The sequence below is a fragment of the Candidatus Sericytochromatia bacterium genome, from assembly GCA_035285325.1.
Classification (GTDB): Bacteria; Cyanobacteriota; Sericytochromatia; order S15B-MN24; family JAQBPE01; genus JAYKJB01.
Map to the genome: position 1 here is coordinate 36,487 of JAYKJB010000038.1, position 20,733 is coordinate 57,219.

At 66.2% G+C, this 20,733-nt stretch carries 19 protein-coding genes; 8 read left to right on the forward strand and 11 right to left on the reverse strand.

The window, feature by feature from the left end:
* Positions 1-20: 20 nt before the first annotated feature.
* Positions 21-1,346, forward strand: a complete 1,326-nt coding sequence (locus VKP62_05535; protein MEB3196649.1) for a UDP-glucose/GDP-mannose dehydrogenase family protein — start codon at positions 21-23, stop codon at positions 1,344-1,346.
* Between the two features lies 1 nt (position 1,347).
* A complete protein-coding gene (locus VKP62_05540; GenBank protein MEB3196650.1) occupies positions 1,348-2,130 on the forward strand; it encodes an alpha/beta hydrolase in 783 nt (260 codons plus the stop codon).
* Positions 2,131-2,220: 90 nt separating this feature from the next.
* On the opposite strand, the gene VKP62_05545 is transcribed toward VKP62_05540, so the two are convergent.
* The 4 genes from VKP62_05545 to VKP62_05560 form a co-directional block, all read right to left on the reverse strand.
* Positions 2,221-3,576, reverse strand: a complete 1,356-nt coding sequence (locus tag VKP62_05545; protein ID MEB3196651.1) for an ankyrin repeat domain-containing protein — start codon at positions 3,574-3,576, stop codon at positions 2,221-2,223.
* Between the two features lie 134 nt (positions 3,577-3,710).
* On the reverse strand, positions 3,711-4,532 hold the full coding sequence (locus VKP62_05550; protein MEB3196652.1) for a hypothetical protein: 822 nt from the start codon (positions 4,530-4,532) through the stop codon (positions 3,711-3,713).
* Between the two features lie 55 nt (positions 4,533-4,587).
* Entirely contained in the window at positions 4,588-5,052 is a 465-nt protein-coding gene (gene bcp, locus VKP62_05555; GenBank protein MEB3196653.1) for a thioredoxin-dependent thiol peroxidase, read from the reverse strand.
* A gap of 34 nt (positions 5,053-5,086) precedes the next feature.
* Positions 5,087-6,349 (reverse strand): glycosyltransferase, encoded by a 1,263-nt coding sequence (locus VKP62_05560; GenBank protein ID MEB3196654.1) that lies wholly within the window; start codon positions 6,347-6,349, stop codon positions 5,087-5,089.
* 168 nt (positions 6,350-6,517) lie between these two features.
* Between VKP62_05560 and VKP62_05565 the strand changes: the two genes are divergently transcribed.
* The 5 genes from VKP62_05565 to VKP62_05585 are packed head-to-tail and all read left to right on the forward strand — an operon-like array spanning position 6,518 to position 10,690.
* The gene (locus VKP62_05565; protein MEB3196655.1) at positions 6,518-7,267 is read left to right on the forward strand and encodes a metal-dependent transcriptional regulator; all 750 of its coding nucleotides are present in this window, start codon (positions 6,518-6,520) and stop codon (positions 7,265-7,267) included.
* Positions 7,267-8,151, forward strand: a complete 885-nt coding sequence (locus tag VKP62_05570; protein ID MEB3196656.1) for a metal ABC transporter substrate-binding protein — start codon at positions 7,267-7,269, stop codon at positions 8,149-8,151. Before VKP62_05565 ends, VKP62_05570 begins: the two co-directional genes overlap by 1 nt.
* Entirely contained in the window at positions 8,148-8,927 is a 780-nt protein-coding gene (locus VKP62_05575) for a metal ABC transporter ATP-binding protein (GenBank protein ID MEB3196657.1), read from the forward strand. Before VKP62_05570 ends, VKP62_05575 begins: the two co-directional genes overlap by 4 nt.
* 7 nt (positions 8,928-8,934) lie before the next feature.
* Positions 8,935-9,813: a metal ABC transporter permease gene (locus VKP62_05580; protein MEB3196658.1), complete on the forward strand. Its 879-nt coding sequence runs from the start codon at positions 8,935-8,937 to the stop codon at positions 9,811-9,813.
* On the forward strand, positions 9,806-10,690 hold the full coding sequence (locus VKP62_05585) for a metal ABC transporter permease (protein ID MEB3196659.1): 885 nt from the start codon (positions 9,806-9,808) through the stop codon (positions 10,688-10,690). The genes VKP62_05580 and VKP62_05585 overlap by 8 nt, the downstream gene beginning before the upstream one ends.
* Here the strand turns inward: VKP62_05585 and VKP62_05590 are convergent.
* From VKP62_05590 to infA, 4 genes are all read right to left on the reverse strand, one after another.
* Positions 10,656-11,363, reverse strand: coding sequence for a DnaJ domain-containing protein (locus VKP62_05590; protein ID MEB3196660.1), 708 nt, complete (start codon positions 11,361-11,363; stop codon positions 10,656-10,658). The two genes, VKP62_05585 and VKP62_05590, sit on opposite strands and share 35 nt — an antisense overlap.
* 32 nt (positions 11,364-11,395) lie before the next feature.
* Positions 11,396-12,583: an ATP-grasp domain-containing protein gene (locus tag VKP62_05595; protein MEB3196661.1), complete on the reverse strand. Its 1,188-nt coding sequence runs from the start codon at positions 12,581-12,583 to the stop codon at positions 11,396-11,398.
* Positions 12,584-12,637: 54 nt separating this feature from the next.
* Positions 12,638-14,071 (reverse strand): hypothetical protein, encoded by a 1,434-nt coding sequence (locus tag VKP62_05600; protein MEB3196662.1) that lies wholly within the window; start codon positions 14,069-14,071, stop codon positions 12,638-12,640.
* 171 nt (positions 14,072-14,242) lie between these two features.
* Entirely contained in the window at positions 14,243-14,521 is a 279-nt protein-coding gene (infA, locus tag VKP62_05605) for a translation initiation factor IF-1 (protein MEB3196663.1), read from the reverse strand.
* A gap of 466 nt (positions 14,522-14,987) precedes the next feature.
* Here infA and VKP62_05610 point away from each other — a divergent pair, with 466 nt between their 5' ends.
* On the forward strand, positions 14,988-18,035 hold the full coding sequence (locus VKP62_05610; protein ID MEB3196664.1) for a DEAD/DEAH box helicase: 3,048 nt from the start codon (positions 14,988-14,990) through the stop codon (positions 18,033-18,035).
* A 263-nt stretch (positions 18,036-18,298) separates the two neighbouring features.
* On the opposite strand, the gene VKP62_05615 is transcribed toward VKP62_05610, so the two are convergent.
* The 3 genes from VKP62_05615 to VKP62_05625 all read right to left on the reverse strand — a co-directional run bounded on the left by VKP62_05615 (position 18,299) and on the right by VKP62_05625 (position 20,649).
* Entirely contained in the window at positions 18,299-19,114 is an 816-nt protein-coding gene (locus VKP62_05615) for a histidinol-phosphatase (protein ID MEB3196665.1), read from the reverse strand.
* A gap of 94 nt (positions 19,115-19,208) precedes the next feature.
* Complete coding sequence (locus VKP62_05620; protein MEB3196666.1) at positions 19,209-20,357, reverse strand: pyridoxal phosphate-dependent aminotransferase; 1,149 nt, start codon at positions 20,355-20,357, stop codon at positions 19,209-19,211.
* Between the two features lie 55 nt (positions 20,358-20,412).
* Positions 20,413-20,649, reverse strand: coding sequence for a ferredoxin (locus VKP62_05625; protein ID MEB3196667.1), 237 nt, complete (start codon positions 20,647-20,649; stop codon positions 20,413-20,415).
* Between the last annotated feature and the right edge of the window lie 84 nt (positions 20,650-20,733).

Below are 20,733 nucleotides of genomic sequence, written 5' to 3' on the forward strand. Positions count from 1 at the left end.
GGGCGCGGAAGGAGACGACCTTGGACATCGCGATCATCGGCAGCGGCTACGTGGGGCTCGTGACTGGGGCGTGCTTTGCCCACCTGGGCCATCGGGTCGTGTGCGTGGACAACCAGGTGTCCAAGATCGAAAAACTCAAGGCCGGCCAGATGCCGATCTACGAGCCCGGGCTGGACGTGCTGGTCACGACCAATGTGGTGGAAGGCCGACTGCGCTTCAGCAGTGACATTGCCGAGGCCACCGCGTGTTCGGAAGCGATCTTCATCTGCGTTGGAACGCCGCCCAAGCCCAATGGCGAGGCCGACCTCTCCGCCTTCGAACGGGTCGCCCACGAGATGGCGCCGGCGATGAACGGCTACAAGCTGATCGTCGAGAAGAGCACGGTGCCGGTCCGGACCGGGGAGTGGTTGGCCGAGTTGTTCCGCAGTCACCTGCCGGCCGGAGCGGATTTCGACATCGCGAGCAATCCGGAATTTTTGCGCGAGGGGTCCGCGATCAAGGACTTCCTGGAATCGGACCGGGTCGTTCTGGGCGTCAATTCCGACCGAGCGGCGTCGCTGCTGATCAAGCTTTACACCCCGCTCAATGCCCCCATCCTGGTGACCGATCTGAACAGCGCCGAACTGATCAAGCACGCCTCCAATGCGTTTCTGGCCATGAAGATCAGCTTCATCAACGCCGTGGCGCAGGTCTGTGAGCGAACCGGGGCCGATATCACCAAGGTGGCCAAGGGCGTGGGGCTGGACAAGCGCATTGGCGAGCAGTTCTTGCGGGCCGGCGTGGGCTACGGCGGCGCTTGTTTTCCCAAGGATGTGGCGGCTTTCATCTCCATTGCGGAAAAGCACGGCTACGATCTGGAACTGCTGCGGGCGGTGGAGCGCATCAACGAGTCGCAACGTCAGCACGTCTTCGACAAGATCGTGCGCGCGCTGGATGGGCAACTGCTCGGGGCCAGGATTGGCGTGCTCGGACTGGCCTTCAAGCCCAACACGGACGACATGCGCGGGGCCGCCAGCGTGGACATCATCCGACGTCTTCAGGCTGAAGGTGCCGAGGTCTGGGCGTATGATCCGGTGGCTCAGGGCACGGCTCAGGAAGTTCTGACCAACGTCAAGTATGCGGAAACGCCCTATGGTGTGGCGGAGGGCGCGGATTGTCTGGTGCTGCTCACCGAATGGAATGAGTTTCAGAGTCTCAATCTGCCCGTGGTGAAATCCCTCATGCGACGTCCCATCATGGTGGATGGCCGCAACATGTTCGATCCGACGAAGATGTCCCATCTCGGCTTCACCTACGATTCCATCGGACGTCCGGGGGGGGCTCCCCTCGCCACCCTGGCGGTGTAGCATGCCTGTGCTCCAACTGGACGCCGCCCTGGCCTACCAGACCTGGGGCACGGGCGGGGAACCGGTGCTGTTGTTGCACGGGGCCCTGTCCACAGCGGAGCAGAATTATCGCCTCGTCCTGAGCCCCCTGGCGCAGCGACATCGCTTGATCGGCCTCGACTTCCGGGGTCACGGGGGGAGCAGCAACCCCTCCGGCCTGTTCACCCTGGCGCGCCTGCGCGATGATGTGCTGGCCTTGCTCGATGCGCTCGCCTTGCCGCGCGTGCACGTGCTGGGTACCTCGCTGGGGGGCTACGTCGCGCTGGCCCTGCGCAGCGCCGCGCCAGAGCGCGTGGCCACGCTGGCGCTGGCGGGTGTCAAACCCGGCTGGAACGCTGGACACGCGAGGGAACGCCAGGATTTTTTCCAGCCCGAGTCCATCCTGGCTGAATATCCCCATTGGGACCGCTACCTGGCCGATTTGCACGGGCAGCACCACGGTCCGGACCATTGGCGCACCCTGGCTGGACAGGTGGGCACCCTGTTGCAAACCCTGCCCGACCAGCCGGCGGTGGGCTGGGATGCCCTGGCCGCCGATGCGGGGCGGCTGCCGCTCTTTTATGCCGTGGGAGACCGGGATGCGCTGGTCCCGCTTGACACCGTCGTGGCGGTTCACGCGCGTCGGCCGGATGCCCATATTCTGGTGGTGCCGCGGGCGGGTCACCTGTTTCGCGAGTACGAGCCGACGGTCTTTTCAGCGGCTTACACGGCGTTTCTCCGGCGCTACCCCCTCACGGGGGCGTGAGCCTGGCCTGTTCGGCACCGACCCGTTGGCCAGAAAAAAACGCACCTCACAGGGCTGGCCTGGAGGTGCGGGTCAGAGAGACCAGCGTGTTTATGGCGCCTCGGCGCTCAGCAGTTCGGCGATGCCATCCAGGGTCTGACGGTAAATCTTGTCGGAGTTGGCCCCGGACGCCGCGAGCATTTTCTGCGCGGCCACCAGCGACGTTCTGGCTTCTTGCAACTTGGCGCGCGAGAGGCTGTCCTTGCTACCGTAAGCGAGCAAGTTGAAGACCTGCTCGACCTTGTCTTCCAAGGGCTGGTCGGATGTGCGTTCCCCCCCTGATTCGGGTGCCGCCAGATGATCGTTGTAGGCTGTATACAGGCGCGAGAGTTGCTCCTTGAAGCGCGAACTGAAGGTGACCGTGTCACCCGCCGCCACGCGAATGGGGGCAGGCCGCGCCGGTGAGGGCAGGCCTCCTTTGATGCTGGCAGGCTTGGCCGGCGCAGGCATTTCGAACGGCATGTCGTGCCCTCCGCCCAGCGTTTGCGTATCGGGCAGCGCGCTTTGCGCTCCGGGTTTGGGCGCGCTGTGGCCATGGTCGTCTCCGTGGGCGGCGGGCTTGGGAGCGGCCGGCTTGGGGGCGGCATGACCGTGGGCGGCAGGCGGCTTGGGGGCAGCGTGCCCGTGAGCATCGCCGTGGGCGGCAGCCGGCTTGGGTGCGGCGTGCCCGTGAGCATCGCCGTGGGCGGCAGCCGGCTTGGGTGCGGCATGCCCGTGGGCATCGCCGTGGGCGGCAGCCGGCTTGGGTGCGGCGTGACCGTGCGCATCGCCGTGGGCGGCAGCCGGCTTGGGTGCGGCGTGACCGTGGGCACCGCCGTGGGCAGCGGCCGGCTTGGGGGCGGGTTGGCCGTGGTCGTCACCGTGGGCTTCTGGCTTGGGAGCCTCGTGGCCATGGGCATCTTCCCGACTGGCTTTGGGCTTGGCCGTCGCAAACAGGGCCAGCACGTTATTCATGCGCCGTGCGCGGGCGTACTCGGCGGCCGAGAGACCATTGTTGTCCTTCATGTTGGGGTCGGCCCCCTCGGCGAGCAGCGCTTTGGCCACCTCATAGAAGAACTTGGGGGCCTTCGGGCCAGCATAACCGCGCACGGTGGCCAGCAGGAGCGGTGTGCGCCCCTGATAGTCCCTGGCGTTGACGTTGGCCCCCTTGGCCAGCAAGGCCTTCGAGGTGAGGGGCCAGCCGGATTGCGCAGCCCAATGCAGGGCCGTGTAGCCGTTCTCGTCTTGGGCTTCGACCGACGTGCCCTCACTCAACAATTTCTGGACCTTCGGCAAGAGCCCCGCATAGGCTGCCTCGATCAGTTCATTCTCCTGCGTCGTGCGCGCAGGCGCGGCCCAAGCGGGAGTTATGGCCGCGTGTACAACGACAGCCGCCACGGCGAGGCTGAAAAAAGACTTCGAGGACATGGGCTCTCCTTGGTGGGCCATTCAAAGCACCCTCAGTATACAAGACGGATCCGCCCGTTCGTCCATGCGCATCGATCACAATTCCCGCTCTTGATTGCTGGCGGATGGCGGGGGCCGGAGGCCGAGGCGCTCTCTCAGGGGGGCGGCTTGAGGCTCGCCGTGGCAACGGGCGGCGCACTCGGGCGGAGGGAGCCGCTCGCTTCAGCGGTGAGGGGCGGCAGCGGATAGGGCGGGTCCGCGTCTCGCAGGCGGAATCCATCGAAGAGGCGTTCATAGGTGGCCGTTGCCTGGGCCCAATAAGCATCAGGCACCGACAACATGACGATGTAACCCCGGTCGCGATGGACCCGTGCACGGGCCACATGGCGGGTCACGGGTCCCCCGTTGGGACTGGTGCCGACCATCACCACCTGGTAGGCCGTGGCGCCCGAGAGCAGGGCCTCGCTTTCGCGCACTTCCGGTACGCCCGCGAAGTTTTGACGAAGGCTGCGTCGCGTCACATCGGCCAGCGCGGCGTCACGGTCAGTCGGGTCGAGACGATTGACGGTGATGACCCGCAACCCCTCCGAGACGGCGCCACCCGTGTCGAGTGGAATGGAGCGCCCCACGGCGACGCGCAAGGTCGAGAAGCCAGCGGCATCGGTCTGGTCCAGTACGGCGTGTCGTTCTTCCTGGCCCGCCTCGTTGACCTTCAGACTGGAAAGCGGCCCCCACGGGCCGGGGTACACCAGTTCAAAGTCTGAGGCCTCGTGACGCTGGGGGCTATTCTGGGGGGGCCTGGCCGCCATTTCGGCCCGCTGCGCATCGAACTGACGACAGGAGGTCTCCTTCCCTGTCAGCGTGCCGAGGCACAGGCCAGTCGCGGGGGTGAGGGCCAGGCAGCCGGCCACGGTGGGCGCGACCAGAACCAGCAGAGCCATCAGGGGACGACGGGAACGAAACCATTCAGGGCGCAAGCGAACTCCTTCGGACGAACCGCTCCAGCTGCCGCCGAACGGCGGCCCACGGGCCTCAGACGACCGCTTTCAGTTTGGACAGGACTTCCTCGGCGTGAATATCGGTCTTGGGCTTCTTGAACACGTGCTGGACGATGCCGTCCGGTCCGATCAGGAAGGTGGTCCGCAGGATCCCGGTCACCGTTTTGCCATACATCGACTTGCTGCCCCAGGCGCCGTAGGCGGTGGCGACGGCATGGTCTTCATCCGCGAGCAAGGGGAAGGGCAACTGGTATTTCTGGACGAATTTTTCATGGGACGGAATGGCGTCCGGACTGATGCCCAGTACCACGACCCCCTGGTCCAGCAAAGGTTGCCAGTGGTCACGGAAGGAGCAGGCCTGCTTGGTGCAGCCAGGGGTGTCATCCTTCGGATAGAAATACACCACCACGGTCTGGCCCCGAAACTGTGACAGCGAGAGGCGCGCGCCCGTGCTGGCCTGCAGGTTGAAGTCCGGGGCGGCTTGGCCGGTTTCGATCATCGGTGAAGGCTCCTGCTTTGACCCGCCGAGGTCGTCAGTGCGCGGCCTTGGCCTCGGGGGCGGGTGGGGTCTGGTTGGATCCACCGCAAGGGCGTCCCTTCCAGAGCAGGCCCTTGCGCGTCCAAACGTACCACGAGGCGATCGCCGCGGCCACCATGAACCCACTCGCCAGGGGGTGCAACAGCGGACTCCACAGCGGCTGCTTCAGACGCAACGCAAGCGCCAGGCGCACGCCGACGCCGATCGCCAGCTGCAGGAGGCCGGCGCTGGTCAGACCCGGCCAGTGGAGCAACAGACCCAGCAGGACGGCGATCGCCGGTAATCCATGCAGCACGGCATACCCGGCCACCCCCGCCGCATAGGCCTGAGGGTGGCCGCCAGACAGTGGAAACAAATGTCGGCAGTGCTGCTCCCATAGCGCCTTCGGGGCCTCCTCTGTCTGCCGCGTCAGGTGGCCCTCCGCGTCGCGCAGCACCACCTTTCCGCCGCCAGCCTTGACCGCGCTGGCCAGCGCCACGGCGTCCGAAAAATGGCTCGCGCAGGCCTGGTGTCCCCCGGCCCGAGTATACTCGCGACGTGTAAACATGAGAAACGCGCTGTCGGCCGCTGCCAGCCCAGCGGGCGGGAGTCCCTCGGCCCAGGCCAATGGCAGGCTGGACAGCAACAAAAATGGCCGCATGGGCAAGATGGCGGCGCCCATGGGCGTGTGAGGGGTGACCCGCGGTGACCAGGACAGCAATCCGCTGCCTTGTTCCCGGGCGATCGCCACCGCCGTGGCGATCGCCTCGGGCGCCAGCAAGACATCCGCCTCCAGAAAGCAAATCCAGTAGCCGCGGGAGGCTTCAAACAGCTGCTGACAGGCCCAGGTCTTGCCGGTCCAACCAGCTTCCGGGGGGCCTCCCGCCAGCAGTCGGAAGCGGGTATCTCCAGCCGCCGCCGCGCTGGCTGCTTCCGCCGTGCCGTCGTCGGAGCCGTCGTCGAGGACCAGGACCTCAATGTCCGCGTGGGTCTGGGCCAGCAACGCGCTCACGCAAGCCCCGATGCGTGAGGCTTCCTGTCGGGCCGGGACCAGCAGGGAAACCAGCCTCTCCGAATCGGTTGCGGAATCCTCCGAGGGACGGGCTCCCAGGTTACGAGGGGGCGAGGGGGCGGCGGGAGGGGCGGGGGGGGCCTCTTCCGAGGAGACTGGTGGGGCCGTCGTCCCAGGACTGAAGGCCAGCAGGTTCCGTCCTGTCAGAACCGCCTGTGCCGCCCCCGCCAGGGGCCAGAGCATGGCCAGGAAAGCCGTCAGGTTCATGGGGTGGGGGTCCTCGCGCCGCGTCTCGCCGCCGGTGCCGACTGGGTCTCCCCGGCAACTTACCCTGGCGACGCCCTGCTTCCACGAGCCGGCCTGACAGGCCGGGGGCGCCCTGCTGACGAGCGTCGCCAGGCTTGATTTTGCCATCATAAAGGCTATGATTTAGGCATGCCTAAAGATGAAGACACCGCCGCTTCAGCCACCGCGAAGGTGCCGCCCGTGAGTCGCTATCCGCACAGTGAGCGCGGTGACACCACCACGGCCATTCAGGACTACATCAAGGCCATTTTCAAGTTGCAGGACGGCTCGGCCGGGGTCACCAACACGGCGATTGCGGAGAAGCTTGGCTACACTCCCGCTTCCGTCACGGGCATGCTCAAGAAACTCGCGCGGGCCGAGCTGGTGACCCATCATCCGTATCAAGGGGTGGTGCTCACCGAGAAGGGGCGGCGGCTGGCGCTCGAGATGATCCGCCATCACCGCCTGATCGAGCTGTACCTGATGCGCGCCCTGGGATACTCCTGGGACGAGGTCGATGCGGAGGCGGAGCGCCTGGAACACGTCATCTCCGAGGAGATGGAAGATCGCATGGCGGCCTTCTTGCAGGAGCCGACGGAGGATCCCCACGGGGATCCGATTCCCACCCGCGATGGCGTCATGTCCACGATTCGCTATGCCCCGCTGGCCACCATGCAACCCGGCCAGTTCGTGCGCATCCGGCGGGTCAAGGACAGCGACCCGAGCCTCTTGCGCTACCTGGGCCAGCTGGGGCTGTTCCCCCACGTGGTCCTCGAGGTGGTCGACCGGGCCCCCTTCGACGGACCGCTGACGATCCGCATCTCTTCCGCTCAGCACGCCCTCGGGCCCCAGGTGGCCAACAGCGTCTTCGTCGAGCCGGTGCGGGAGGGAGCCAGCTGATGTGGCGGCGTGTAGCCTGGCTGCTTGCGTTGGCTTCTCTGCTGGTCTCCTGCGGGCAACCTGGGTCGCAGGACGGGCCGCGGCTGGTGGCCACCACCACGATGGTGGCCGACATGGTGCGTCAGATCGCGGGCCATCGCCTGCGCGTGCAGGGCCTGCTGACGCCGGGGGCCGATCCGCATATCTACCGTCCCGTGCCCCGCGACGCGGAGGCGATCGCCCAGGCGCCGCTGGTCTTCTCTCATGGGTTGCACCTGGAGCCCTGGTTGCCGGACCTGGTGCGTCAGAGTGGCGGAAAAGGGCGTCAGGTGGTCGTGGCGGAAGGCCTGGCCAACCGACGCAGCCCCACCGATGCGAGCCTGCCAGACCCTCATATCTGGTTTGACGTGCCGCGCTGGCGTCGGACGATTCCCCGGGTGGTGCAAGCGCTGTCGGCGCACGACCCGGCCGGCCGGCAGGTGTTCGAGGCCAATGCCAGGCTGTATGACCAGCAACTCGGTTTGCTCGATGCCTGGATCCGTCGCGAACTGGCCCAGGTTCCTCGCGCGCGGCGGCGTCTGGTGACCAGTCACGACGCTTTTGGCTATTTTGGCGCGGCCTATGGCTTCGAGGTGGTCCCGATCCAGGGGGTCTCCACCGAGTCCGAGGCCGGCACGCAGGATCTCGTTCGGGTCGTGCAACGCGTGAAGCAGGCCCAGGTGCCGATGGTCTTCGTGGAAACATCCGTCAATGCGCGCCTGGTGGAGCAGGTGGCCCGCGAGACCGGCGCTCGCGTGGGGGGGCCGCTCTACAGCGATGCGTGTGGTGCCTTTGATACCTCCGGGGGCAGTTACGTGGGGATGCTGCGCGATAACGTGGCCGTGATCGTCGAGGGCTTGCAATGACCCAGGCGCGTGAAACCGGTGAGCCAGAGGCGCTCGCCACCACCTCCCTTTCGGCCGGTTACCCGGGTCATCCCGTGCTGGAAGGGGTGACCCTGCGCCTTCCGCTGGGACGGTTGGTGGGGGTACTGGGACCCAATGGGGCAGGCAAGAGTACCCTGCTCAAGGCCATCCTGGGCCTGCTGCCGATTTCCCGGGGGCGGGTGTCCGTGTTGGGGGGAACCTGCCAGCAGGCCGGCCATCGCCTGGCCTACGTGCCCCAACGCAATGCCGTCGATTGGGATTTCCCCGCTACGGTGCTGGATGTCGTGCTGATGGGACGCTACGCCCATACCCCGTGGTGGCGACCGGCCAGTCGGGCCGACCGGCAGGCGGCACGTGAGGCGCTGGCGCGCGTGGGGCTGCTCGATCTGGCAGACCGTCGGATCGGGGAACTGTCGGGCGGACAGCAGCAACGGGTGTTTCTGGCCCGGGCGCTGGCGCAGGAAGCAACCCTGTATCTGCTGGATGAGCCCCTGGCCGGGGTCGATGTGGCCAGCGAGGCCGTGATCATGCGCGAACTGCGCGCCATTCGGGATGCGGGGGGCGGCGTGGTGGTGGTCCACCACGATCTGCACACGGCGCCCGCCTACTTCGACCACGTGGTGCTGCTCAATCGGCGCTTGGTGGCAAGTGGGCCGACGGCGGAGGTGTTCGTCCCGGACCTGCTGGCGACGACGTATGGCGTGCCGGTGAGAGCCGCCGCCTCCGAGCCCTCGGCCCTGCTGAGGCAGGAGTGAGCGAACGATGTCCGAACTGAACGTTGCTCCGCTCTCGCTCGCCTGGGAAGCCCTCACCCTGCCCTATGCCTTCATGCGCTACAGCCTGGCGGGCACGGCGCTGGTCGGGGCCGCCTGCGGCCTGCTGGGCTGCTTCATCATCCTGCGTCGCCTGTCGCTGTTCGGGGATGCGCTGGGACACGCGGTGTTTCCCGGGGTGATGCTGGCCTCGTTTCTGGGAGCCGGGCATCTGGGCGTTTTCCTGGGCGCGCTCGCGGCCGGTCTGGCGGCGGCCGCCTTGGTGGCCTGGATTCCCTCGGTGACGCGGCATCGCGCCGATACCGCCATGGGGGTCGTCTTCACCGGATTTTTCGGGCTCGGCGTGGCCTTGTTGACCCTGCTCCCCGTGGGCACCCATCGGGTGGCCACCCTGATGTTCGGCCGCGCGCTGGGGGTCGGCCCCGCCGATGTGCTGGCGGCAGCGGGCGTTCTCCTCACGGTGCTCCTCTTCATCACCCTGGCGTTTCGTCCCCTGGCGCTGGCCACCTTCGATCCGGTGGCTGCAGGGCTCCAAGGGGTGCGCGTGGGACTGCTGACCGTCCTGCTCATGGTGCTGCTGACCGCCACGGTGGTCGTGAGCTTGCCGATTGTGGGCGCTGTGCTGGTGGTGGCTTTGCTGGTCATCCCTGCCGCAACCGCGTCGCTGCTGGTGGATCGGCTCGCGCCGATGCTCGCGCTGGCCGCCTTGCTGGGTCTTCTGGCGGCTGAAGGCGGCCTGGTCATGAGCCACGTGTGGGGCTGGGCCAGCGGCGCCTCCATGGTGCTGGCCTCCGCCGCCTATTTCCTGCTCGCGCTGGGCTGGTCGCAGGGGCGTCGCCGCTGGGCGACGGGAGGTCTGCGTGCCTGATGGGAGTGTCTGGCTGGCGGCACCGTGGTTCTGGCAGGCCACCGGCTTGATGGCCGTGGTGGCCGCGCTGTGTTCGCTGGTGGGGGTGTTTCTGATTCTGCGCGGGTTGAGCCTGTTGACGGATGCCATCAGCCACGCCGTGCTGCCGGGGGTGGTGGCCGGCTACTTGCTGGCGGGCTACATGCCGCTGGCCTTCCTGGCCGGTGCCGTGCTGTCGGGCCTGGCCTGCGTGTCCGCCATCGGGACGCTCACCCGTCGGACCCGGCTCAAGGAGGATGCCGCCATGGGCGTCGTCTTCCCGCCCATGTTCGCGCTGGGGATCGTCATGCTCTCGAGCCTGCGTGGGGTCGATCTCGACCCTGGTTGCGTGGTGTTCGGCGAACCCCTGGCCGCCAAGCCGGAGAGCTTGGTGCTGGCCGGTTTGCTGCTGGTGACGACGCTGGCGGTGGGGGCGCTGGCCTACCGCCCGTTGACGCTGGCGACCTTTGACCCGCTGCAAGCCCGCCTGCTCGGTGTTCCCGAGCGCTTCATTCACACGGCCTTGCTGGTCTTCGTCGCTCTGGCCACAGTGGTGGCCTTGCGGGCGGTGGGCATCGTGCTGGCGATCGCCTTTTTCATCACGCCCGGGGCGACGGCCGCCTTGCTGGTCAAACGCTTGCCGGCCCTGCTGGGGCTGGCGGCTCTGCTGGCCGTTGCGGAGGCTTTTTTGGGTATGCTGCTGGCCGTTTCGCAGAACGTCAGCCCTTCGGGCGTCACGGCCTCGCTCGCGTTATTGGTGTTCCTGACCGTGGTGACGGTCCAGGTCGTCGTCGCTCGCGTCCGTGCGCGCCTGGCTGGGTCGCTCAGGGCCGTTCCAGACTCTCCCGCTGGCGCTTGACCTCGTCGGCCAGGCCCCGCAAGCGGTCCTCCAGGAAGCGCAGGCCTTTGGTGGAGGTGTCCCGGCTGAGCTGGGCGCGAACGAACCCCTTGAGGTCCTCCAACACGTGGCCGAAGGCTTCCGACGGCTCCTGTTCGCTGGGTCGGTAGGTGCGTCCGCACCCCAGGCAACTCACGGTCGTGGCGTGGCGCTCGGTGACCAGGTTGCGCATCTGACAGTGGGGACAGCGGGCATAGGTGGGCCCGGCGCTCCCGCTCGGGGGCTCCTCCGTCGCGCCCTGGTCGGTCGGGCGGCTACCCAGCGGTTGCTGGCAGGTGCTGCAGCGGACGGCCACCTGGCGAGGGTCTTGCGCGACCCGATTGAGGGCACCGCAGTGTTCACACAGGGCCACCGACACCTTGCCAGGGGAGCGAGGCCCCGTGGGGCCTGACGGGTGACTGCGCGACGCATTCGCGGTGGTCTTGGTGCTGCGGCGGTCGCGATCGTAAGCCGCCCGCCGGGTCGGGTCGAGCAACACGTCCGCGGCTTCGTTGACCAGCGCCAGCCGTCCGGCATCCCCGCCCAGGTCCGGGTGCAACTGCTTGGCCAGCTGGCGATAGGCGGTCTTGATCTCACGTGCCGAGGCCGTCGGCGCCACGCCGAGGCGCGCGTAATAGTCGGGCAGTGCGGGCACGCGTCACCTCCTGCGGCTGGAACTGGTCGTGTTCAGACGATCTTGACCGTCATCTCTCGCTCGATGCGCTCGGCCAGGCCTTGAATTCGCTCGCGCAACTCCTGTTCGGAACTTCCCGTGACCAGCAGGCCCATGTGATGTGGCTTGGCAGGGAGTTCCTGCACGTGAGAGCCCAGGTAAGCGCTCACATCGGGACGGGCCGCGGCGGTGGCGGAGGCCAGCACGCCGGCGTAGACATCCCGGTCACGGCTGATGCTGTAAGGCGGCAGCACCTCTCCAACTTCGAGGCGGGCCCATTCGGCCCACAGGTTGATGCCGCTTTCGGCCTCGACCATGTTCTCGATCAGGCCCGCACCGACCCGCGCGCTGGCTTCCAGGAAGTAGAACTGCCCGTCTTCGCGGCCCCGGATGTATTCGATGTGAAAGACGCCCGCCAGCATCCCGAAAGCCGCAATCACGCGACGGTTCAGGGCATACAGCTTTTGCGCATCCTCCCCCTGCTCTTCCAGACGCCAGCTGGTGTAGACGCCCCCTTCCGTGTGCAGGTCCAGAATCGGTTTGCCATAGCGGTGCGCCGCTTCGAACAGCACCTGGCCGCCAGAAACGACCCCATCCACGTGAAACACCTCACCCGGCGTGTAGCGTTCGAGCAAATGGTGGCTGGCGCGATCGCCCAGCGCATCCAGGCTTTTCCAGACCGCATCGGCCTCCGTCAGTTTCTGGATGCCCTTCGAGGAGGCGGCCATGCGCGGCTTCAGCACCCACGGCGCCGGCACCTCCGCCATGAAGGCCGCGATGGCGGGGTGATGAATCGCCCCGATGAAGCGAGGCACCAGGATGTCCCGCCCCTGCGCGCGCTCGCGCATGGCGAGCTTGTCGCGGAAATAGCGCGCGGTGGTTTCCCCCATGCCGGGGATGCGCAGGTGCTCGCGCAGGCGCGCCGCCACCTCGATGTCATACTCGCCCAGGCCGATCAGACGGTCGATGCGTTCGGTGCGCGCCAGGTAGCCGACGGCATTCTCCACCCCCAGCGGGTCGAAAATATCAGGCACGGCATACAGCGCATCCATGAGGTCGCGGGGCCAATCGTAGCCGAGCGCGTCCGCCCGCGTGAGGACGACGACGCGATGCCCTTGCCGCTTCAGTTCTCGCAGGAAGGACTCCCCATAGAGCCCGTGAGTGGCAGCCATCACGACGAAGAAGTGCAGTTTTGCGCTCATGCGCCCATTCTACCCCATCGTGGCGGCTGTTGGCTGCGCTCGGCTCGGAAAGCGTCAGCCGAGCAGCAGTTTGCGCTTCTGCTCCTCCAGCATGTCCACCAGCATGGCCTTGACCTGATGCTCTGTTCCAATCTCGCCCATGTGCCTCAGCAGGGAGGCGCTCAACGCGCTGATCAGGCCCTTGGTCAGGCTCACGTTTTCGGGGTCGCTGATCGCCCGCAACATCGTGCCGTGCATCTGCGCCAGGCTCTCGGTGATGATGCGTTTCAACAGGGCGTCCGGCAAGCTTCCCAGCACGGGCACCTGGCGCAGCTGGAGATAGGCGGGGGATTCCTCCAGCGCGTCCTGTGCCGCACGCGCCATGAGCTCCTCCAGGCCGGGGCGCACGTCGGGGAGCACCTTCTGAATCACCAGGGCCACGTTGCTCTCGATCAGGCGGGCGACCTCCTGACGCTGCGCGGGCGTCAAGGAATCGAGAGCCTGCTGAACGCTGAAATTCTGGATACTGGTCTGGTAGCTCGACAGCAACTTGACGTTGACGAGGTCTGCCACCGTGTCGAGGGGCTTGGTCAAGTAGGGTTTCAGAATCGCCACCGGGTTGATCAGGCCCAGTCGCTCCATGCGCGCGCTGACCGAGATAATCCGGATGGCGTGTAAAGGCCCCTGAAGCGAGGGGGGGAGGGCGTACATGACCAGCGGGAGCACGTAGATGACGTCGTACCAGCGCGCGGCCGTGAACAGCGTGAAGGTCTGGTAGACGCCGCGGCGTACCCCGATGGCGCCCCGGATCAGAAACTCCGCCACGAAAATGGGCAGGAAGAGACAGTCAATCAGCCAGAAATGGTCGGCTGGCTCGCCGTCCTCGCCGTAGGTCTGCCAGTAATTCCTGGCCAGCAAGGGCGCGATCTCACGTTCGAACCAGGCCTGCTCGGCCTCCAGCCGGGCAGGGGCCAGGTTGCCCTCGGACCAGAACCCCGGCAGGATACGAACTTCGCCCCCCCGCTTGTTGGCGTTCCCGCCCATCATCGCGCTGGAAACCGAATAGTGATCCCAGGGACGCGGCCTGATTTTCAAGGCTGCTTCGAAGCGGACCAGGCTGAGGCGGTCTGCCCAGCGGACCAGTTCCTGGGGCGAGGCCGTGTCTTGCCAAGCGTGCTGGCGAAACTTGGCCTTCAGCTGCTCGGATACGCCCCGCAACCCTGAGCTCAAGAAGGGGTCCTGGTCCAACATCCGTCGCGACAGGCTCCGCATGCGAGCCAGCTGGGACCGGGTCTCCGGGCTGGACGGGGCCTCGCGCAACATCCTGAACGTCGCCTCGGCCGACCGGCCGTAGGCATCCGTCTCGCGGTGGGGCTCGATCCCCTTCACCAGGTCGTAGCGCGTCACCACCTCCTGCCAGCCAAACGCCTGGTAGTGATGGCGCAGGTCCAGGTAGGTGTAGTCGAACAGCACCAGCAACAGGTTGACGACTGCCAGCAGCAGGATCAACCAGTTCGCAGGGACGTCAAAAAGCCTCCAGGCACGCCACTCGCGTGTGCCTGGCGTTGGAGCACGCTCGAGCGGCGGACGGACGAGCCGCTCCACAGCTTGCGTGATTTCAGGACGATCCGAGCCCCTCACCGGGAACTCGCCAGATGCAGGGCCGGCATGGGCCGAATGCTATCGCTTGTTAGGACCGCCCGGCCCTCCAGGGGGCGGGCCACCTCCTGCGCCGTAACCGGTCTTTTCCCGGAACGTGATGCGACCTCGCGAGAGGTCGTAGGGTGAGAGTTCGACCCGCACCTTATCTCCCAGCAAGACCTTGATCCGGAACCGGCGCATGCGACCAGCCAGGTGACCGAGCACCTCGTGGCCATTGTCCAGGATAATGCGGAACATCCCATTGGACAGAGCTTCCTGTACGGTGCCTGTCAATTCGATGACGTCTTCTTTACCCATAGCGACGACTCGGACCGCTTTTCTTGACGCTGACCGCGGGGGGAAGCGTCGACTGAGACGAAGGACGGAACTGCGTGGTCGCCCCGCACCAGCCGCCATCATCATCCTGTAGGACCGGTTGCCCGGGTCGAAAACCACACACCTCCCAATGTGAAGCTTCCAACGCAGGGTCACCAGCGATGTCCAGGTGGTGAAGCGAACTGACTCGAACGAGCCATCCCAGCAACGCTAACATACCCACGCGAGCGGTGGAATGATTCAAATCACCACCGTTGTCCTGCGGTTGGACACGAAAAGGCGCGCGCGATCTGCGCGGTGATGGGGCTTATTTTGCTATACTGGGCCACTGTCCCGCGTTTGAGGAGATCACTTCCGCGGCCGGAAGCCCCCTCCCTTGATCAGATCGGCTGACGCCCTGATCAGCAAGCCTGTGGACGCACCTACGTAGAAAGATCGGCGCAAGCGGATGCAGGACTGGGATCTCAAGAAGTGGGGCGACCCGGCCACGCTGCGCCGAGGCGCTGCTTACGTGAAGCGCGGGGCCGTCGGCTCTCGCGAGGTGACGGAACCTCAGGTGGGGCACCTGGTCATCGAGGCGGAGGTCGACGAGGGTCCGTTGACCCCCGTGCGGGTTCGCTTGCATTGGGACGGGCGGCAACTCGAGGCGGTCTGCAGCTGCCCCATGTCCCCTCCCTGCAAGCACGCGATGGCCCTGGCGATGGCGCACATCCAGGACGCCTCGCGGGCGCCGGTCAGCCAGGGGGCCGAGACGGTCTCCGGGCTGCGTCCCGGCCAGGAGGTGCTCTGCTACAACGTGCATCTCGCGCCGCCGCCCAAGCGTCTGGAGAAACAGTACGCCAGAAACCTGGCCGTGTGGGTGTCCCTGGAACGCGCGGTGGTGATGGATGACGGGCTTCCAGGCCTGCCACGCCCCCTGGCGATGTGGGGGCCGATCAAGCGGGATGGTCTGACAGCCTTGGACGTGGCCGTGCTGGACCTGATTGAACCCTATTATCGCAGCCACCACCGCGATTTCTCGTCTCCCCACGCCCACGGCATCCCGTTGCGCGATGAGATGGTCAATCCGGTCTTTGCCTGGCTGGCGCGCAGCCCCTTCGTGTTCGGGGCTGGCCGGACGCCGCTCGAAATCCGGCCCGACCTGCCCATTCGCAGCGTGGGTGGGCCCTATGAATCGCTGTGGGACATCGAAGGGCAACTGGTGGTGGGCGCCACCGCCCGCCTGGTGGGGGCCGAGCCTGCCTGGCTGCAGGTGCGGGAAACAATGCGCCCCTTGCTGGAAGTGCCCGGGGAGGGCGCCGGGGAGGCGCTGGAGCCAGGCCAGACCTCCGACCCTGGCGAAGCGAATCTGGCGGAGACCGTTCGCCACGACGACGTGGCTCCGCGCGCGCGCCTGACGCTCTCGGAGGAAGGCGAGCGCCTGATCGCTCGGGTCACCTTCCGCTACGATGCGTCCGGTCCGGTATCCCCCACGGACAGTCGCGCCCTGCTCGGCGGCGAGAAAAATGGGGTCTGGGGTGCCTGGCAGCGCGACCCGGCAGCGGAGAAGGCCCTGGTCGAGCGCCTGGGCCCAACCGGTCTGGATGCGCGCGGGGGTGGCCAGTACTGGGCCTGGGGCGATCTGGCGCTGGCCTTCCTGATGGATGAGGTGCCGCTCCTGCTTGCAGAAGGCTGGGAGGTCTTTGGCGAGGAGCGACTGGCCAATCTGAGGGTCAATCGCCAACGGGCGCACCTGTCGATGGGGATTTCCTCCGGCATCGACTGGTTCGATCTGAAAACCGCCGTGCGCATCGATGGGGAACTGGTGCCCTGGACGGCCCTGCGAGAAGCCTTCAAGCAAAATTCCAGGTTCGTGAAGTTGGGCAGTGGCGCCTATGGCCGTCTTCCCGAGGAATGGCTGGCGCGTCAGGTTCAGTTGGCCCAGAGCCTGGGCATTCAGGGCGAGGGGGAAGCGGAAGGCTTCTCCCAGCGCCTTCCGCGTTATCTGGCCCCCTCTGCCCGCGAGTTGCTCGAACTGGCCTCCGATGCCTCGGTCGATGTGGACTGGCGGCAGTTTTTGCAGGGCCTCGAAGGGATTGACAGCATTCCCGAGGTCGAGACACCGACAGGTTTTCGCGGTGAGTTGCGCCAGTATCAGCTGCGCGGTCTGGCGCGCCTGTGGTTCTGGCGGGAGTATGGCCTGCACGGCATTCTGGCCGACGAGATGGGCCTCGGTAAGACCATCCAGGCGATCGCCCTGTTGCTGCACCAGAAGTCCTCCGGCAGCACCGGGCCCAGCCTGCTGGTGGCGCCCACCAGCGTGGTCTACAACTGGGAGCAGGAAATCGCGCGCTTCGCGCCGGAGCTGAAGGTGCTGGTGCTGCATGGCTCGGATCGTCACGCACGCTTTGACAGCCTGCCCGATGCCGATGTGGTGGTCACCAGTTATGGCCTGCTTCAGCGAGACCGCAATGTTTTGCTGGAGCAACCGTTTCATTTCGCGATTCTGGACGAGGCCCAGAAAATCAAGAATCCTCGCTCCCAGGCGGCCAAGATGGCCTGCCGCATTCGGGCCCGCCATCGGCTCTGCCTGACGGGCACGCCGATCGAGAACAACCTGCTGGAATTCTGGAGCCTGTTCCACTTCCTGATGCCCGGCCTGCTGGGCTCGGAGCGCCATTTCCGGCAAACCTACTTCAAGCCGGAGGCGACCGAGACCGCCTCGTCGCGCGATCAGCTGCGGCGGATGACCCGTCCGTTCTTGCTGCGGCGTCTGAAGGCCGATGTCGCGACCGATCTGCCGCCGCGCACCGAGATGGTCAGCTACTGCGAATTGGGCCCCGAGCAGCGCAAGCTCTACGATGAAACCTTGGCGGCCGTGCGCGGCCACATCTTCTCCGAGGTGCGCTCCAGGGGGTTGCGGCGGGCGCACTTCCACGTGCTGGAAGGCTTGCTGCGGCTGCGCCAGGTGGCCTGCGACCCCCGCTTGGTGCTCAAGGACGAGGCACGCGTGCCCTCGGCGAAGGTGGAGCAGTTCATGGAACTGCTGCGCGAGATGCTGGCCGAGGGGCACCGTGTGCTGGTGTTCTCGCAATTCGTGAAGATGCTGGCCTTGCTGCGGACGGCGCTGGAGCAGGAAGACATCGCCTACGCCTATCTCGATGGTCAGACCCGCGATCGCCTGGAGCGCGTCCAGCGCTTCAATGCGGATGACACGCCGGTGTTCCTGATCAGCCTGAAGGCGGGTGGCACGGGTCTCAACCTGACCGGGGCCGATTACGTCATCCACTTCGACCCGTGGTGGAATCCCGCCGTTGAGGATCAGGCGACGGACCGGGCCCACCGGATCGGGCAGACGCGGCACGTGTTCAGCTACAAGCTGATTGCCCGCAACACGGTCGAGGAGAAGGTCCTGAGCCTGCAGGCCCAGAAGCGCCAGATGGTCCAGGATGTCCTGGGTAGCTCGGATCTCGGCTCGGAATTGACCCTGGAAGACCTCGAATTCCTGCTTGAGTAAATATTCGGGATAATTGATCTTATCTGGAATATTTTGTCTCGCGCGTTCGGGGGTGCCACCCTCCGGCCGGCGGAGTTCATTGCAGCACAGGGGATTTCAGCGTTCGCCCCTTCAGCCACCGTTCAGACCGGAGCCCGCCCGTTCCTTCGGCGTCCTCCGATAACCCTTCATGCCTGTATTGGCGCAGTATTCAGCCCGGTGTCAGGTCGTGGTCCGGCTGGTGTCACCTGGCACATAACGCTGAAAATGACGAGCGCTCGCCGTTATCGGGCCAGCGAGAGCGTGCGCCCTGCAATGGTGTGTAATTGTTTGACTCCCAGCGCCCGCAGGAGGTCCATGGCCTGAGGATAACCGGCGCCGACATCCTCGGGCCGATGGGCGTCCGAGCAGAGCACCAGAGGCACCTCGGCCTCGACCAGCAGCGCGATCCATTCCGGCGCCGGATAGATTTCCCGCACCGGCTTGCGCCAGCCCGCGGTGCTGACCTCGACGGCCATGCCGCTGGCCTTGATCTGCGGCGTCAGGCGCCTGTACCAGTCCATGGCCACCCGGGGCGCGTGAAATCCGAACACCTTGATCACATCCGCGTGGCCGATGATGTCGACCGGCCGATCCGCAATCATCTGCTCGAGAATCTGGAAGTAGGTGTTGTGGATTTCCTCGACGTCGCCCCGCTCCCACTGCTCGCGCATCTCATCGAGATCGAAGCCGAAGCCGCCCAACCAGTGGACGGAGCCAATCGCGTAATCGAACGGATATTGTGCCAGGAAGGTCTTCATGGCGGCCCCGTTTTCCGGCATGTAATCCATCTCGATGCCAATCTTGACCGGCACGCCGCGCTCGCGGGCTGCCAGCAGCATGGCCAGATAGGCGTCCAGATCCTCGGTTTTTTTGCGGGCGACCCAGGGATTCCAGAGCAAATGCTTGGTCTGATGAAAGCGGTAGGCGTGTTCGGAGATGCCCAGATCGGTCACGCCGGCCTTGTGGCCCCAGGCCACGAACTCATCCAGCCAGGCTTGGGTGTAGGGGCCTCGCTCGACATGAACGTGATAGTCGGTGACGGTTTGGAAGGCACGCACGGTGGGACTCCTGCTGGTTGATACGGGGAAACCTTACATGATGCGGCGCGACGAGCGCTTGGAGGGGCGTTTCAACAGGCCGCCAGGGGTGGTGTCAGGTCGGTGTCTGGACATCGGGGTGGTCGAAGAAGGCCGCTATTCTGGCGGCGCCTGCCTGCAGGTCGGCCACGGGGGCCACCCAGGACAGCCTGAGCCAGCCCTCCGCCTCGAAGGCGGAGCCTGGAATCGTCACGACCCGCTGGCTCTCCAGCAAGGCCAGGGCGGCATCCAGCGAGGTTCTGGCGAAATCGGGCGGGAGGGCCACCAGGGTGTAGAAGGCCCCCTCCGGCGCGATGTGGCGCAGGCGGTGGTGGCTCAGGGCCGCGCGGATCGCCTGTCGTTGGGCGAGATAGTGGGCGAGCGCGGCCTCGATACCCGGAGATTCCGTCAGCACGGCGTGCGCGACCCGTTGGGAATAGGTGCTGGCGGAGGTCAGCAGGAACTGGTGGGCCTTGACCACCGCTTCCGTGATCGGCTTCGGGGCCAGCAGCCAGCCTAGGCGCAATCCGGTCAAGGCGTGGCTCTTGGAGAGGCTGTTGGCAACCAGGGTGCGGTCATACAGGCTGGCCAGAGAGGGGGGGCGTGGTTCGACATAACACAAGGCGCGGTAAACCTCGTCGATGAGCACGTAGGGGCGCTCGCCGCCTCGCTGTGACAACCCCTCCGCCAGGGCTAGCAGTGCCGCCGCCGACCAGACCCGCCCGGTCGGATTGGCCGGCGTGGCGAGCACGATGAGGCGCGTGTTCGGCGAGAGCGCCGCGAGCACACGGGCCGGGTCGGGGGCGTAGTCCTCGGCAGAATCCATCACCACGAAGCGGTGAGCAATTCCCTCCAGGGCACACAGCTTGGCATAGGCGGGGTAGCAGGGGGCCACGATCAGCACCTCGTGACAGGCGGGGTCACAGAGCACCTTGATGGCCAGGTAGAGGGCTTCCTGCGAGCCGACCGTGACGCACACGTTCTCCGGCTGATCGAGACCTGGATAGGCACAGGAGGCGGCGATCGCCTCTCTCAGGTCCAGAGCGCCGGCATTCGGCGTGTAGGGGCAGCCGTGTCGTTGCACCCAGGCCGTGGCCCGTTCGAAGGGGGCCAGGTCGGGTCTCAGCAAGGGTTCCCCGAGGCCCAGGTCAATGTCACCGGGTTGTTTTTTCGCGTGGATGGCGCGGATCAGGGAGGCAGGGATGGCGGACAGTTGCGGGTTCATGGTTCTGGGCGTAAAAAAAGCCCCGTTTGGCACGGGGCTCCGCTCGGCGCGGGACTCAAAGGTCGCCGTCGTCCCCGATGGCGTTCACCGGACAGCCGGCCAGGGCCTCCTGACAAGCGGCATCCTCATCAGGCGAGGTCGGCTGCTTGTAGCAGACGTCGTGGGTGCCGTCTTCCACCGCGCGGAAATTGTCCGGCGCCAGCGATTCACACAGGTTGCAGAAGATGCAGGTTTCGTCGACGTAATATTTGCCCGTCGCGTTGTCAGCGTATTTGGTCGCTTTATCGGCCATGGAGATGCTCCTGAAAGGGTCGAGGATGGGGGAGCCGGAGTCGTGGCGCCCCGACGGGCCTCGGTGTGTCGGTCGTGGACCCTC